This is a genomic window from Microbacterium sp. NPDC087589, from assembly GCF_044743635.1.
Classification (GTDB): domain Bacteria; phylum Actinomycetota; class Actinomycetes; order Actinomycetales; family Microbacteriaceae; genus Microbacterium.
The window spans coordinates 105,159-118,399 of the sequence record NZ_JBIUWV010000007.1; the positions used below are offsets into that span (position 1 = coordinate 105,159).

Sequence of the window (13,241 nt, forward strand, 5' to 3'; positions counted from 1 at the left end):
GCTCAAGGGGTGGGCATGCCGCCGTTGACGTTGAGCGTCTCGCCGGCGACGTAGCTCGACTCGGCCGAGGCGAGGAACACATAGGCGGGTGCCAGCTCGGCCGGCTGCCCCATACGCCCGAGAGGCGTGTCCTCACCGAACTCCGGGAGCTTCTCCTGCGGCTGTCCGTCGCTCGGCTGCAGCGGAGTCCAGATCGGGCCCGGAGCCACAGCGTTGACGCGGATGCCCTTGGGCGCGAGCTGGTCGGCGAGGCCCTTCGTGAACGCGTTGATCGTTGCCTTGGTCGACGCATAGTCCACGAGGATCCCCGACGGCGAGTACGCCTGGATCGACGTGGTGTTGATGATCGTCGACCCTGCAGGCAGGTGCGGCAGCGCCGCCTTCGTGACCCAGAACATCGCGTAGACGTTGGTCTTGAAGGTGTCGTCGAACTGCTCGTCGGTGATGTCGGTCAGCGACTCCTGGTAGACCTGCTTGCCGCCGTTGTTGACGAGGATGTCGAGGCCGCCGAGCGCGCCGACCGCCTCAGCCACCAGAGTGCGGCAGTACTCGGGGTCGCGCAGATCGCCGGGGATCTGCGCGACGGTGGCGCCGGCGTCACGAAGGATGCCGGCGATGCGCGCAGCATCCTCCTCCTCTTCGGGCAGGTAGGAGAGCGCGACGTCGGCGCCCTCGCGGGCGAAGGCGATCGCGGTCGCCGCTCCGATGCCCGAGTCGCCGCCGGTGATGAGAGCCTTGCGACCGGTGAGTCGGCCGGTGCCGCGGTAGCTCTCCTCGCCGAGGTCGGCCGTCGGGGTGAGGTCGGCGTCGAGGCCCGGTTCGGGCATGTGCTGCTTCTCGGGCTCGATGTCGGAGTAGAGCTCGGCCGGGTTGACGAAGGTGTACTGGTCGCGAGACATGGTGTGTCCTCTCGATCGCTGGTCTGGGGGTATGTCCACAGCGTGCGCCGAGGTCGTGACGTAGGCCAGCGCCTTGCGTCTCGGGACTCAGGTCGCTAAGGGGGAGCCGGGTATGGTCCGACGCCGCGTGGGGAGGAGAACTGCTCTTGGGGAGGAGAGATTCGCCGGATTCCTCAGCCCGAGGGGCAGTTCTCCTCCCGAGAGGGCCGGCAGCCCGAGGCGCAGTTCTCCTCCCGAGAGGGCCAGAGGCGAGGGGGTCGACCAACCCCCGGCGCCCGGAGTAGCCTCGCCGCATGGCCCGACTCATCTACTCCATGATCACGTCGCTCGACGGATACGTCAGCGGGCCCCACGGGGGATTCGATTGGGCGCTCGATGAAGAGCTGCACGGCTTCATCAACCGGCAGTTCGCCGACGTCGGCACGTATCTCTATGGTCGGCGCATGTACGAGACGATGGTCTATTGGGAGACTGCCCACCTCGAGCCCGATCAGCCGCAGGTCGGCATAGATTACGCACGGGTGTGGCAGGCGGCCGACAAGGTCGTCTTCTCGAAGACGCTCGCCGAGGTGTCGAGCGAGCGCACGCGGATCGAGCGCACGTTCGATCCTGAGGCCATCGAACGCTGGAAAGCCGAATCCGACCGCGACCTCACGGTCGACGGACCCACCCTCGCCGCCGAGGCGATCCGCGCCGGCCTGGTCGACGAGTTCGGCCTGTTCATCGGCCCCGGGATCGTCGGGGGCGGCCAACCGTTCTTCCCGGGCGGTGTGCACGTCGATCTCGAGCTGCTCGACGATCGGCGTTTCCGCAGCGGGGTGATGTTCCTCCGCTACGCGATGCGGCGGTGACCGGTACGGTTGCCGAGATCAGGGGCGCACGCGAACGGTGCGGCCCTCGAAGGTGACCAGGTCGCCGTCGTGCAGCTGACGGCCCCGGCGACGATCGACCTCGTCGTTGACCTTCACGAACCCGTCGATCACGACCTCCTTGGCGTTGCCGCCCGAGTCGAGCAGCCCCGAGTACTTCAGGAACTGGCCGAGGCGGATCATCTCGCCGCCGATGGAGACATCGTCGATGCGGCCGGAATTCGTCATGACTGAAATGGTAGCCGCCGGATGCGGGTCGGCGCCGATCAGCCGAGCGCCCGCTGGATCCGTTCGCTGAGCCGGTCGGCCGCCTTCGCGGTCATCCGGTGCCGGGTGGGTGACTGCAGCGCGATCCTCACGTCGGATCCGCCCGTGGTCATGGGAGTCGCGACGACCCTCACGTCGGCGGGCCCGCCGAACAGCGTCCGTCGTGTGCTGAACGCCACGGAACGGCCATCGGCGACCCGCCACTCGACGTTCCTCAGTTCTGTCGTGAGCTGCTGCAGCACCCGCACGACGGAGTCCGCCTGCGCGGGAGTGTAGAAGTACGTGTGCACCGTGACCGGCATGGATTCCCCTGACGACAGCATCTTCGGTCTGCGATCCAGACCGTACCCACCTACACAGACCGCACGGTGAACGGATCATGATGCGAAAGTGCCGAACTCGTCAGAGATGCGTCGAGCCGCCGACCCCGAAGGGCCGGCGGCTCGAAGAACGACGCGGGTCGTTCAGTCGGCGATGTCGGTGCCGCCGACCGCGAAGTCGGCGCTGAAGTCGATGTCGATCGAGCGACGGTCGCTCGTGAGCACCGACGCGTCGTAGGGGCTGACCTCATCGTTGTCGGCGTCGAGGTCGGTGATCATGCCGTCGGCCTCGGCCAGCGCGGCGTCGACGAGTGCACGGATGGCCGCCTCGTCGAGGGTGCTCGTGGGGGCGGAGTCATCGTCGTCTTGCTCGGTCGAGACGATGGTGGCCGCGAGGTCGGCATCCACACGCACCTCGGTCTCGTTGCCGTTCGCCGCCGTCAGCTGCACCTCCCAGGTGCCGTCGCGCTTCGCGTCGATCGAGGTGACGCCGCCGTCGGCTGCGCCGCGGGCGGCATCCGCGATCTCGACGAGCTCGTCGGCCGAGTCCGTGCCGATTCCGGTGACCGGGCCTCCGCCCTGCGGCGCGCCCTGCTCGTCGTCGCGGTCGTCGTCGTCGCGGTCGTCGCGGTCGCCGCCCGGCTGTCCGCCGTGGTCATCGGCATCGCCGCGGGGGCCGTCCGAGACCGAGGGGCGGTCGTCGTCGTCGCCGAACTCGTCTCCGATCGCTGCTCCGATGGCCACGCCGCCGCCGGCGAGAACAACTGCGGCCGCGATTCCGCCGCCGATGAGCAGGGCGCGCTTGCGTCCGCGCTTCGCGGGGGCTGCGGGAGCGGATGCCGGAGCGTCGGTGTCAGCGGCGAGCGGTGCGACAGGCACGGTCTCGGCGTCGTGGGCCTGCGCCGGGGCAGGGGGCGCGGGCGGTGCCGGCGGAGTCGAGTTGGCGGGGAGGTTCTCGGGCGTCTGGTCGGGGTTCGGGTTCTTGTCGTTCATGTCTCGATGCTCTCCCGGCGGTGCTGAAGCCACCCTGAAGCGTCCTGAAGAGTTCTTCAGGAAGCGGTGACCGGCCCGGTTGTCGACCGGCCCGGGTGTCCCTGTGCTTCCCTGTGCTTCCCTGTGCCGTCTGCAGGGTCCAGGCACGGATGTGGGATGAGAACCGGTGTCTGCTCCTGCATTCGTGCTTCGGTCCTGCAGACGGATGGGATCTCGCCCAGGCCGGGTGTCGACGGGCCCGGGGGTCGACCGGCCCGGGGTCTGTGCCGTCTGCAGGATCAAGGCACGGATGTGGGATGAGAACCGGTGTCTGCTCCTGCATCCGTGCTTCGGTCCTGCAGACGGGACCGGGACCGGATGCCGAAGGAGGTTCGGCCCGCACATAGACCGGATGCCGAAGAAGGGCTCGACCTGCGGACGGGATGCCGAGACAGAGTCAGTCCGAGAGAGGCAGCGTCACCACGAAGCGGGCACCGCCCCTGCGCGAGGCGTCGACCGAGACCGTCCCGCCGCCGGCCACGGCGATGCCCTGCACGATCGCGAGGCCGAGACCGCTGCCTCCGGCATCCCGACTGCGGGCCTCATCGAGCCGCACGAAGCGCTCGAAGATGCGCTCGCGCTCGTCGGCGGGCACCCCTGCGCCGTCGTCCTCGACGGTCACGAACACCCAGGCGTCCTGCGGAATCACGCTGATCGCCACGCGTCCCGCACTGTGACGGGCGGCGTTGTCGGCGAGGTTGCGCAGCAGCTGGCCGAGAAGGCGAGGATCTCCGGTGACCCGGGCCGCCCGGATGCCGGACCCATCGACCTCCACCCCCCGCGACCGCAGCCGGCGCACCTCGCCGAGCGCGAGGTCGTCGAGGTCGATCGCCTCGTCGTGCGTTCCGCCGCCCTCGTCGAGTCGGGCGAGCAACAGCAGTGACTCGACGATGCCCTGCAGCCGGAGTCCTTCATCAGAGACGACCTCCGCGAGCTCGCCGATGCTCGTGGTGGTCGGGTGCGCCTGCGCGAGTTCGGCATGCTGACGGATCGTCGCGAGCGGTGAGCGCAGTTCGTGCGATGCATCCGAGACGAAACGGCGCTGAGCCGTCGCCGACGCGTCGAGGCGATCCAGCATCCGGTTCATGGTGGTCGCGAGCGCAGCGATCTCGTCCGACGACGGCGGCACCTCGACCCGCCGATGCAAGTGCTCGGCGGTGATCCCGTCGACCTCTTGGCGGATGCGGGTGACCGGTCGGAGGGCTCGTCCGACGACGAGCCAGGTGGTGACGGCGACGAGCAGCAGCAGCAGTGGCACGGCGATCGCGAGCAGCAGCGCGACCGTCGACAGCGTCTCGACCCCGTCTTCGATCGAGACCGCGAGCACGAGGGTGTCGTCGTCCTCGATGCCGTCGGAGACCACGAGCATCGGCTCGCCGCCGATCGTCAGGGTCTGCGCTCCGTCGGAGACCGGCAGAGCGGTCGATCCCAGTTCGTCGCGCCCATCCTCACTGGCGGCACGCACCGATCCGTCGCCGCCGACGATCTGCACGATCTCGTCGTCGAGAGAGTCGACGCCGCGCTCGCCGCCTGGGCCCCCTCCGGGCCCGTCGAATCGTTCAGCGAGCTCGTCGAGGCGCTGCTCGGCGGCACGCTCGGCGCTCGCGTGAATGCTGGAACTCAGGATGCCGTAGAACGAGAACGCCCCGATGAGCAGCGCGACGGCCACGACCAGGGTCGCGCCGAGGGTGGTCCTGGCGCGCACCGATCTGAACGCGCGTCTAGCCACCGTCGGCCGCCAATCGGTACCCGGCGCCGCGGATCGTCTCGATCGCCTCGCGTCCGAAGGGCTTGTCGAGCTTGCGGCGCAGGTGGCCGATGTAGACCTCGACGATGTTGGGGTCGCCGTCGAAGTCGTCGTCCCATACGCCGTCGATCAGCTCGCGCTTCGAGAGCACCTGACCTCGATGACGCATCAGGTGCTCGAGCACGGCGAATTCGCGGGCGGTCAGCGTGACCGGGGTCTCACCCCGCCAGACATGATGAGACGAGGGGTCGAGTTTCAGGTCTCCGGCTTCGAGGACGGCCGGGCGGGCGACGGCGCCCCGCCGCACGAGGGCGCGGATGCGGGCGACGAGGATCGCGAACGAGAACGGCTTCGTGACGTAGTCGTCGGCGCCGGTTTCGAGCGCCTCGACCTGATCCCACTCGCCGTCCTTCGCGGTGAGCATGAGCACGGGCGTCCAGTTCTCCTCGGCGCGCAGCGCCTCGCACACCTTCCAGCCGCTCATGCCGGGCATCATGAGGTCGAGCACGATCGCGTCGTATCGGGTCTCGCGCGCACGCCAGAGCCCGTCGACGCCGTTGTTCGCCACGTCGACCGCGAACCCCTCGGCCTCGAGTCCCCGGCGGACGGCGTCGGCCAACCGCACCTCGTCGTCAACCACCAGGATCCGCATTCCTCCAGTGTGGCGGGCGCACGCTGAATCCGGGCTGAAGCGAGGTCAGATGGGGCTCATGCGCGGGCTCGGGGTCTCCCTCTTGCGCCCTCGGGAGGAGAACCCTCCTACGGGAGGAGAGAATGCCGCTGAGACTCCTCCCGGGGCGCAGTTCTCCTCCCGGGGCGCAGCGCTCCTCCCGACGAGATCAGGCGTCGGTGCGGAAGCCTGCGGCCTTGTGTGTGCCGTCGCAGAACGGCTTGATCGTCGAGAGTCCGCAACGGCACAGCGCCACGGTGCGCCGCGTGACCTCGATCGGCTCGCCGTCGGAGGTCTCGAGCACCGCCGCGCCCCGCACCAGAAGCGGACCGTCGGGGTACGCCGTGATCGTCACCGCATCCTGCGCCTCGTTCATCGCGCGTCCCGCTCTCGCAGCGAAGACTCTCCGTGCGTCCAGGAGTCGAGCATGTGCCCGGCTGCCCAGCCGTCGACCGTGAGGCAGGCTGCTGCGCCGAACATGATGTCGGGCAGCAGGTCGGGGCGGTCCTCGGCCAGCCCACCCGCGAGGTCACGCGCTGCGATCTGCTCGTGCACAGCATCGGCCTCGACGTGCTCGTCGAAGTAGTCGGTCACGTCCTCAGCGAAGCCGAGTCGTCGCAGGCCGTCGGCGTAGAACCGGTTCGGGATCGACGAGGTCATCTCGAACGCAGCGAGATGCCCGACGATCGCTCCGACGAGACGGCGGTTGAGACCGAACATCGACATCGAGTTGAGCGAGGCGAGGGTGATCGCCGGCACGTCGTCGACATAGGCACCGTAGGTGTCGTCGAGGCCCGCCCCGCGCATCGCCCGCGCGAAGATCGTCGCATGCACGCGGTCGGGGCGCCCTCCGCCATACTCGTCGGACTGGATCTCGACGAGCGCCGCCTTGGGTCGACCGGTCAGGCGGGGGATCGCCCACGAGTGCGGGTCGGCCTCGCGCAGAGTGTAGATCGAGCGCTGCATGAAGAACTCGTGCATCTGTTCTTCCGTGGCCTTCTTCGCGACGTAGCGCGAGAGGCTCGGCCCGGTGTCGGCCTCGGCGAGGGCGAAGAGCGCGCGGCCGACGGCATCCACGGTCGGCTCCGGCAGCTCAGGGGCCGGCACAGTCGCTCGCAGTGCCCGCTCGAACGCGTGCTCGAGGAGTCCCCGCGTGGCGATCAGCGCCGGGTCCCACTCGAGGGCCGGATCGAGCTCGGACAGAGATCCGTACGACGAGGCGTACAGCACGAAGAGCGCGAGTTGAATGTCGTCGTCGCGCACGACGTCGTCACTGGTGGCGAGCGCGGCCTCGGCCCGGGCGCCGAGGTCGTCGACGTCGTCTCCGGTCAGTCGACGGATGATGCCGTCGCTGAGCGGGCCGCGGGCGGCGATGCCGTGGAGGGCGGACGGAATGAGGGCCGGTGCAGACATGCTCGAAGTCTCGCCCCCGATCCGCCTCCCGAGAAGGGTCTTGACGGCGACGCATCGGATGCGGAAGGGATGCGGACGGGCGGATGCAGCTCGCATCCGCCCGTCCGCCTCGCCGTCGCTCGATCAGCCGTGCACGGGGTAGTGGCTGCTGATCGCGATGCGGTTCCAGCTGTTGATGACCACGGCGAGCCAGGTCACGGCGGCGATCTGCTTCTCGGTGAGCACCCCCTCGACGTCGACTCCGCGATCCGCGAGGCGGCCGTGGTCGCCGATCAGCGTCACGTTCTCGGCGATCTGCAGGGCGGCCTGCTCATCGGCTGTGAAGTACTGCGACTCCCACCAGCCGGCGAGCACGGCCAGGCGGTCGGCCGTCTCGCCGGCCTTGACGGCATCGGCGGCGTGCATCCTGAGGCAGAACGCGCACCCGTTGAGCTGCGACGCCCGCACCTTGACCAGTTCGACGAGCAGCGGTGAGAGCCCGGCATCCTCTCCTGCGGCGACCGCTTGGGCGTTGAACTCGAGCATCGCCTTGTACGGGGCTGCATAGACCTTGCCGATGTTGACGTGCGACACGTCGTCTCCTTCGCTCACGGGGCGCGAGATGCGCCCGCATGAACACTGACGACGCAGCATCGGGATCTGTGACGTCGCCACGCCGCCTAGGCTGGAACCATGAACAAGAACTCGCTCTGGACCATCGTCGGCGTCGTCCTCGCCGTGGTGATCGCCTGGTGGATCGTCAGCGCGCTGTTCTCGATCCTCTGGTTCATCGCCAAGCTCGCGATCGTCGCCGTCGTCGCGGTCGTGGTGTTCCTGGTGCTGCGCGGATTGTTCAGCTCGAAGGCCGACTGACGGCCGCCGACCTCACATTTCGAGGTCGGGCTTCGTCGTAGGGGTATGAGACAACTCCACACCTACGCCCTTGCGTTCTCGGCCCTGCTCGGTCTGTTCGTCGGCGGGTGGGCCTACTTCGCGCCGCAGAGCTTCTACGACTCGTTCCCCGGGGTGCTCGGCTCATGGGTCTCGGTCGATGGCCCGTACAACGAGCATCTGATCCGCGACGTCGGGGCCATGTACCTCGCGCTCGCCGCAGCCAGCGTCGGCGGGCTGATCTGGCGAAGCGCGATCGTCTTCCGAGTGCTGGGCCTCGCCTGGAGCGTGTTCGGTGGACTGCACTTCGCGTATCACGCGTGGCATCTCGAGCACATGTCGCCCGCGTCGGCGACCGGCGAGATGGTCGCGCTCGGGATCAGTCTGGCGCTCGGGATCGTGCTGCTGATCCCCGATCGGTCGTCGACGCGCGAGCGATCCGCGCCCACGCGAGGTCTCTGAGGCTCAGGCGACCGGGGCGTTCGCTCCGACCCGATAGCGCGCCGCACGGTGCGTGTCCTGCACGCGGTCGCCCTTGCCCTGCAGCTTGTTGCGCAGCGTGCCCGGCGTGTACTCGTTCGGGTAGACGCCGCGCTCGCGGAGCACCGGGATGACGTGCTCGATCACGTCCTGCCAGGTGCCGGGAGTGACCGCGTAGGCGAGGTTGAAGCCGTCGATGTCGGTCTCCTCGACCCACGACTGCAGCTCGTCGGCGATCTCGACGCCCGAGCCCACGATGGTCGGGCCGAGGCCGCCGATCGCGTTGTGACGGCCGAAGTCTCCGACGGTCCACTCGCGTCCGAGGTCGGCCTCCTCCTTGAGGTGCTGCAGCACCGACTGGATCGCGTTGGATTCGACGTTTCCGACGGGCTCGTCCTCGGCATACTGCGAGAGGTCGACGCCCATCCAGCCCGACATGAAGGTCAGTGCGCCTTCGGGGCTCGCGTAAGAGAGGTACTCGGCGTGCTTCGCTGCGGCATCCGCACTGGTGGCACCGGTGATCACCGTCAGCAGCGTGTAGATCTTCGCGTCGTAGCGGTCTCGACCCGCGTCCTCCAACGCGTCGCGGATGCGCTTCACGGTGCCGGCGAGCACCTCCTTCGAGGGCGCGGCGACGAAGATCGCCTCGGCGTTCTCCGACGCGAACTTCACTCCGCGTGGGCTGGCTCCGGCCTGATAGATGACCGGGGTGCGCTGCGGCGACGGCTCGGAGATGTGGATGCCGGGGACGCTGAAGTGCTTGCCCTCGTGGCCGATCGGGTGCACCTTCGACGGGTCGGTGAAGATGCCGCGCTCGCGGTCTTCGACGACGGCGTCGTCTTCCCACGAGCCCTCCCACAGCTTGTAGAGCACCTCGGTGTACTCGTCGGCGTGGTCGTAGCGGTCATCGTGGGCGAGCTGATCGTGCTGGCCCATGTTGCGGGCGGCGCTGGGCAGGTAGCCGGTCACGACGTTCCAGCCGACGCGTCCGTCGGTCAGGTGGTCGAGCGTGCTCAGGCGGCGGGCGAACGGGTACGGATGCTCGAAGGCGGTGCCCGCCGTGATGCCGAACCCGAGGTGCTCGGTGACGGCGGCCATCGCGCTCACCAGCAGGATCGGGTCGTTCACGGGAACCTGCGCGCCGTTGCGGATCGCGGCCTCGTTGGTGCCGCCGTAGACGTCGTAGGTGCCGAGCACGTCGGCGATGAAGATGCCGTCGAAGGTCGCGCTCTCGAGCAGCTTCGCCAGATCGGTCCAGTACGAGATGGTGTTGTACTGACGTGAACGGTCGTCAGGATGCCGCCACAGACCGGACGACTGGTGGGCGACGCAGTTCATGTCGAAGGCGTTGAAGCGGATCTGGCGGCTCATGGGGACAAGCAAAACCTGCCGAGGTGGCCCGTGTCAGCCCCGGCGACACGGGGCGACACATTCGTCGGCCGGCCCGGCCGCATCCAGTCGGGTCAGTCGCGGTCCCGGTCGCCATCGATGGTCTTCGTGGTGGAGGTGATCGGACGCGGGTCGGGCATGATCGTCTCGACCTGGGGCTTGGCATTCGCCTGTGCTCGGCACCAGACCACGAATCCGACCGCCGTGAAGACGCCGTAGAACACGTACATCAGCCCGGTCGCGTAGAAGCCCGAGTTGAACAGCAGTGGCACACCCACGACGTCGACGGCGATCCAGATGAGCCAGAACTCGGTCCACCCCTTGGCCATGCCGTAGGTGGCGAGCAGGGAGCCGACGAAGGTCCACGCATCTGCCCACACCGGCTCCCACGAGCCGAGGGCGCGGAAGAGCGGGGTCAGTGCGATCGTGCCGATCACCATCACGAGCACGAGGCCGATGCGGGCGCTGTTCGGCGCCCAGCGCGGAGTGACCCGGCCGCCCGAGGACGCGGCCTGACGCCAGCGCACCCAGCCGTAGATGGCGACGACGATGAACATCACCTGGCGCCCGGCCTGACCCAGAAGATGGGGCAGCTCATGGTCGGGGTTGAGGATGGATCCGAGGAACACCGTGAGCAGCAGCAGGTTGCCGACGATGCCGACCGGCCACGCCCAGATCTTGCGCTGCATACCGCCGAGGGCGCTGGCGAGTCCGAACGCGTTGCCCACCACCTCGCGCACGAGCAGTACCTGCCCGCCGGGCAGCACCCACTGCGAGTTGAACGCGTCGACGAGCCAGAGGAAGACGTTCACTTCGTCTCGTCAGGGAAGGGTCGCTGGTCGAGCACCAGCTGCAGGAACGTGAGGTCGAGCCAACGATCGAACTTGGTGCCGACCTGCGGCATCCGTCCGACCTGCATGAAGTCGAGGCGCTTGTGCATGATGATCGACCCCGTGTTGCTGCTCTCGATCGCCGCGACCATGACGTGCTTGCCGAGCGTGCGGGCGCGATGGATGAGCTCGATCATGAGCGCCTTGCCGATGCCTCGACCACGCTGGCCGTCGCGCACGTAGACCGAGTGCTCGACGGTGTGCCGGTAGCCGCTGTGCGGGCGCCAGTCTCCGAAGGTCGCATAGCCGAGCACACCGGACTCGTCGACCGCGACGATCACCGGGTAGCCCTTCTGCTGTCGATCGCCGAGCCAGGCGGCGCGGTCTTCGACCGTGACCGCCTCTTCGTTCCAGATCGCGGTCGTGTTCAGCACCTCATCGTTGTGGATGGCGGTGATGGCCTCGAGATCGGCGGTCTCGGCATCCCGGATCTGGTGGTCGCTCATCGGGTCTCCTGCATCTGCGCTCGAATACGCACTGCACGACGGTAGCAGGATGCCGGGGCGTCGGATGCGGGAGACTGGCGTCATGTCTCTCGCTGAAACGGTTCGCGACCGCATCGTCCACGCGGTCGACGACGAGCAGCTGGGCGCCTACGGACTTCATGTGCTCGTCGGTCACGAGTCCGCACAGCACCGGTGGCGCAGCGACGATCGGGTGAATCTCTACTCGGTGTCGAAGGGAGTGAGCGCACTGGCGGCTGGCATCGCCGTCGACGAAGGCATCCTGTCGCTCGATACCCGCGCTGTCGACGTGCTGGACGTGCCCGAACTAGGTGCAGGTGCCGAAGCGGTGACGCTCGAGCATCTCCTCACGATGACGAGTGGAATCGACTTCGAGTGGTTCGGGGATCAGGAGGTGTCCTGGCCCGACCTCGCCTTCGAGATGCTCGCTCGACCGAGCAGGGGTGCGGGCGGGCACTTCCAGTATTCGGACGCCAGCACCTACGTCGCCATGAGAATGCTCGCGGCGGTCGTCGGGGATGTGCGGGAGTGGCTGATGCCCCGACTGTTCCAGCCCCTCGGAATCCACAACCCGCAGTGGATGAGGTGCCCCCTCGGCTGGATCGTCGGCGGAAGCGGGCTCGAACTGCGCACGGAAGAGCTCGCGCGGATCGGTCGGGTCCTTCGCGACGGGGGCCGCTTCGGGGACGACCGCATCGTGTCGGAGCGCTGGATCGATCGGATGCACTCCGACTGGGTCTCCACGGGGGCGGGTGGCCTCTACTCCTCCTACGGGCTCGCCGCCTGGCGTGGGCCGGGAGACGGCTGGCGCCTGGACGGGCGGTATGGACAGTACGTCTTCATCGATGACGCTGCCGATGCGGTCGTCACGATCACGGCGCACGAGGAGAAGAGCGATCAGCGGCTCGTCGAGATCGCGGCGGATGCCGTAGTCGAAGCCGTGTCAGGCGGGGAGGTGTCGGGTGGCTGACGGCTGATCCTCGGCGCTCACTCCGTGATCTCCTGCTGCGCGGGATTCCAGGAGGTGAGCTTGGCGGGGTTGAGCACGATCCACAGCTGGGTGATCACACCCGCCTCGACATGCAGGTTCATGACCGAGTGCACCCGCCCTTCGTCTCGGAAAACCAGGCCGAGCCCGTCGCCGAACTGCCGCTCCTCGACGGTGAAGTGCGGGTTCTTGGTCGCGATTCCGAGCAGGAAGCGCGCGACGTTGTCGGCACCGCTCACGACGTTGCGTGCCGCGCTGACCACGCCGCCGCCGTCGCTGCGGAGCTCGACATCGGGTGCCAGGAATCTCAGGAGGGCGCCGATCTCGCCGGTTCGCGTGGCGTCCTGGAATGCCCTCACGACCCGGTCGTGCTCGGCGCGGGGCACAGCGGTGGACCGGTTCTCTCGCACGTGACGACGAGCGGATGACGCGAGCTGCCGCACCGCGGCGGAGGAACGGCCGACCGCCTCGGCGATCTCGTCGAAGGGCACAGCGAAGACGTCATGCAGCACGAAGGCGACGCGCTCAGCCGGAGTCATCGCCTCGAGCACGACGAGCAGCGCAGTCGAGACGTCGTCGTCGAGGGTGATGCGATCGAGGGGATCTTCAGACGTCGTCGCTGTGCGCGATCCGATCGCTCCCGCGAAGAGCTCGGCCGGAACGGGCTCCGGCAGCCATGGCCCGACGTACTGCTCGCGTCTGCGCCGGGCTGAGCCCAGAAGGTCGAGCGCGACGCGGCCGGCCACCGTCGTGAGCCACCCGGCGGGGTTCGAGATCGCCGCGCGTTCACCCTCGGTGAGCCGGTACCAGCGCAGATAGGTCTCCTGCACGACGTCCTCGGCATCCGCCAGTGTTCCCGTCATCCGATAGCCGAGGGCGAGCAGGCGGCGGCGTTCACGGAAGACGTCGTCGAGGTCGTCGTCCATGGATGTCTCCTCCGGGT

Annotated in this window: 17 protein-coding genes; 4 read left to right on the forward strand and 13 right to left on the reverse strand. The window is 68.3% G+C overall.

Going from position 1 to position 13,241, the window contains the following annotated elements:
- Nucleotides 1–2 precede the first annotated feature (2 nt).
- Nucleotides 3–899 carry an SDR family oxidoreductase gene (locus ACIOU8_RS14785; protein ID WP_400790980.1) on the reverse strand — a complete coding sequence of 299 codons (897 nt, stop codon included), beginning with the start codon at nucleotides 897–899 and terminating at the stop codon, nucleotides 3–5.
- A 293-nt stretch (nucleotides 900–1,192) separates the two neighbouring features.
- On the opposite strand from ACIOU8_RS14785, the gene ACIOU8_RS14790 reads away from it, so the two are divergent.
- On the forward strand, nucleotides 1,193–1,750 hold the full coding sequence (locus ACIOU8_RS14790) for a dihydrofolate reductase family protein (RefSeq protein ID WP_400790983.1): 558 nt from the start codon (nucleotides 1,193–1,195) through the stop codon (nucleotides 1,748–1,750).
- Nucleotides 1,751–1,768: 18 nt separating this feature from the next.
- Here ACIOU8_RS14790 and ACIOU8_RS14795 read toward each other — a convergent pair whose 3' ends face one another.
- The 8 genes from ACIOU8_RS14795 to ACIOU8_RS14830 form a co-directional block, all read right to left on the reverse strand.
- Nucleotides 1,769–1,996, reverse strand: coding sequence for an RNA-binding S4 domain-containing protein (locus tag ACIOU8_RS14795; protein ID WP_201470604.1), 228 nt, complete (start codon nucleotides 1,994–1,996; stop codon nucleotides 1,769–1,771).
- A 38-nt stretch (nucleotides 1,997–2,034) separates the two neighbouring features.
- Nucleotides 2,035–2,337: a hypothetical protein gene (locus ACIOU8_RS14800; RefSeq protein ID WP_400790985.1), complete on the reverse strand. Its 303-nt coding sequence runs from the start codon at nucleotides 2,335–2,337 to the stop codon at nucleotides 2,035–2,037.
- A 162-nt stretch (nucleotides 2,338–2,499) separates the two neighbouring features.
- A complete protein-coding gene (locus ACIOU8_RS14805; protein ID WP_400790987.1) occupies nucleotides 2,500–3,348 on the reverse strand; it encodes a hypothetical protein in 849 nt (282 codons plus the stop codon).
- A gap of 436 nt (nucleotides 3,349–3,784) precedes the next feature.
- A complete protein-coding gene (locus ACIOU8_RS14810; protein ID WP_400790990.1) occupies nucleotides 3,785–5,092 on the reverse strand; it encodes an ATP-binding protein in 1,308 nt (435 codons plus the stop codon).
- Between the two features lie 16 nt (nucleotides 5,093–5,108).
- On the reverse strand, nucleotides 5,109–5,786 hold the full coding sequence (locus ACIOU8_RS14815; protein WP_400790993.1) for a response regulator transcription factor: 678 nt from the start codon (nucleotides 5,784–5,786) through the stop codon (nucleotides 5,109–5,111).
- A gap of 187 nt (nucleotides 5,787–5,973) precedes the next feature.
- Complete coding sequence (locus ACIOU8_RS14820; RefSeq protein ID WP_400790995.1) at nucleotides 5,974–6,180, reverse strand: CDGSH iron-sulfur domain-containing protein; 207 nt, start codon at nucleotides 6,178–6,180, stop codon at nucleotides 5,974–5,976.
- The gene (locus ACIOU8_RS14825) at nucleotides 6,177–7,217 is read right to left on the reverse strand and encodes an iron-containing redox enzyme family protein (RefSeq protein WP_400790998.1); all 1,041 of its coding nucleotides are present in this window, start codon (nucleotides 7,215–7,217) and stop codon (nucleotides 6,177–6,179) included. Before ACIOU8_RS14825 ends, ACIOU8_RS14820 begins: the two co-directional genes overlap by 4 nt.
- A 123-nt stretch (nucleotides 7,218–7,340) precedes the next feature.
- Nucleotides 7,341–7,871 (reverse strand): carboxymuconolactone decarboxylase family protein, encoded by a 531-nt coding sequence (locus ACIOU8_RS14830; protein WP_400791001.1) that lies wholly within the window; start codon nucleotides 7,869–7,871, stop codon nucleotides 7,341–7,343.
- Between the two features lie 18 nt (nucleotides 7,872–7,889).
- On the opposite strand from ACIOU8_RS14830, the gene ACIOU8_RS14835 reads away from it, so the two are divergent.
- Both ACIOU8_RS14835 and ACIOU8_RS14840 read left to right on the forward strand, forming a co-directional pair.
- Complete coding sequence (locus ACIOU8_RS14835) at nucleotides 7,890–8,069, forward strand: hypothetical protein (RefSeq protein ID WP_400791004.1); 180 nt, start codon at nucleotides 7,890–7,892, stop codon at nucleotides 8,067–8,069.
- 45 nt (nucleotides 8,070–8,114) lie between these two features.
- Nucleotides 8,115–8,549 carry a hypothetical protein gene (locus tag ACIOU8_RS14840; RefSeq protein ID WP_400791005.1) on the forward strand — a complete coding sequence of 145 codons (435 nt, stop codon included), beginning with the start codon at nucleotides 8,115–8,117 and terminating at the stop codon, nucleotides 8,547–8,549.
- A 3-nt stretch (nucleotides 8,550–8,552) separates the two neighbouring features.
- On the opposite strand, the gene ACIOU8_RS14845 is transcribed toward ACIOU8_RS14840, so the two are convergent.
- From ACIOU8_RS14845 to ACIOU8_RS14855, 3 genes are all read right to left on the reverse strand, one after another.
- On the reverse strand, nucleotides 8,553–9,938 hold the full coding sequence (locus ACIOU8_RS14845) for an LLM class flavin-dependent oxidoreductase (protein ID WP_400791008.1): 1,386 nt from the start codon (nucleotides 9,936–9,938) through the stop codon (nucleotides 8,553–8,555).
- A 92-nt stretch (nucleotides 9,939–10,030) separates the two neighbouring features.
- Nucleotides 10,031–10,768, reverse strand: coding sequence for a nicotinamide riboside transporter PnuC (pnuC, locus tag ACIOU8_RS14850; RefSeq protein WP_400791011.1), 738 nt, complete (start codon nucleotides 10,766–10,768; stop codon nucleotides 10,031–10,033).
- Nucleotides 10,765–11,292: a GNAT family N-acetyltransferase gene (locus ACIOU8_RS14855; RefSeq protein ID WP_400791013.1), complete on the reverse strand. Its 528-nt coding sequence runs from the start codon at nucleotides 11,290–11,292 to the stop codon at nucleotides 10,765–10,767. Before ACIOU8_RS14855 ends, pnuC begins: the two co-directional genes overlap by 4 nt.
- A gap of 82 nt (nucleotides 11,293–11,374) precedes the next feature.
- Between ACIOU8_RS14855 and ACIOU8_RS14860 the strand changes: the two genes are divergently transcribed.
- Nucleotides 11,375–12,280: a serine hydrolase domain-containing protein gene (locus ACIOU8_RS14860; RefSeq protein ID WP_400791015.1), complete on the forward strand. Its 906-nt coding sequence runs from the start codon at nucleotides 11,375–11,377 to the stop codon at nucleotides 12,278–12,280.
- 17 nt (nucleotides 12,281–12,297) lie between these two features.
- On the opposite strand, the gene sigJ is transcribed toward ACIOU8_RS14860, so the two are convergent.
- Entirely contained in the window at nucleotides 12,298–13,224 is a 927-nt protein-coding gene (sigJ, locus tag ACIOU8_RS14865) for an RNA polymerase sigma factor SigJ (protein WP_400791018.1), read from the reverse strand.
- Nucleotides 13,225–13,241: the final 17 nt, after the last annotated feature.

Bases quoted from the DNA above. Each gene is read 5' to 3' on its own strand.
- ACIOU8_RS14785 (WP_400790980.1), bottom strand. From the start codon at position 899: ATGTCTCGCGACCAGTACACCTTCGTCAACCCGGCCGAGCTCTACTCC.
- ACIOU8_RS14790 (WP_400790983.1), top strand. From the start codon at position 1,193: ATGGCCCGACTCATCTACTCCATGATCACGTCGCTCGACGGATACGTC.
- ACIOU8_RS14795 (WP_201470604.1), bottom strand. From the start codon at position 1,996: ATGACGAATTCCGGCCGCATCGACGATGTCTCCATCGGCGGCGAGATG.
- ACIOU8_RS14800 (WP_400790985.1), bottom strand. From the start codon at position 2,337: ATGCCGGTCACGGTGCACACGTACTTCTACACTCCCGCGCAGGCGGAC.
- ACIOU8_RS14805 (WP_400790987.1), bottom strand. From the start codon at position 3,348: ATGAACGACAAGAACCCGAACCCCGACCAGACGCCCGAGAACCTCCCC.
- ACIOU8_RS14815 (WP_400790993.1), bottom strand. From the start codon at position 5,786: ATGCGGATCCTGGTGGTTGACGACGAGGTGCGGTTGGCCGACGCCGTC.
- ACIOU8_RS14820 (WP_400790995.1), bottom strand. From the start codon at position 6,180: ATGAACGAGGCGCAGGATGCGGTGACGATCACGGCGTACCCCGACGGT.
- ACIOU8_RS14825 (WP_400790998.1), bottom strand. From the start codon at position 7,217: ATGTCTGCACCGGCCCTCATTCCGTCCGCCCTCCACGGCATCGCCGCC.
- ACIOU8_RS14835 (WP_400791004.1), top strand. From the start codon at position 7,890: ATGAACAAGAACTCGCTCTGGACCATCGTCGGCGTCGTCCTCGCCGTG.
- ACIOU8_RS14840 (WP_400791005.1), top strand. From the start codon at position 8,115: ATGAGACAACTCCACACCTACGCCCTTGCGTTCTCGGCCCTGCTCGGT.
- ACIOU8_RS14845 (WP_400791008.1), bottom strand. From the start codon at position 9,938: ATGAGCCGCCAGATCCGCTTCAACGCCTTCGACATGAACTGCGTCGCC.
- ACIOU8_RS14855 (WP_400791013.1), bottom strand. From the start codon at position 11,292: ATGAGCGACCACCAGATCCGGGATGCCGAGACCGCCGATCTCGAGGCC.
- ACIOU8_RS14860 (WP_400791015.1), top strand. From the start codon at position 11,375: ATGTCTCTCGCTGAAACGGTTCGCGACCGCATCGTCCACGCGGTCGAC.
- sigJ (WP_400791018.1), bottom strand. From the start codon at position 13,224: ATGGACGACGACCTCGACGACGTCTTCCGTGAACGCCGCCGCCTGCTC.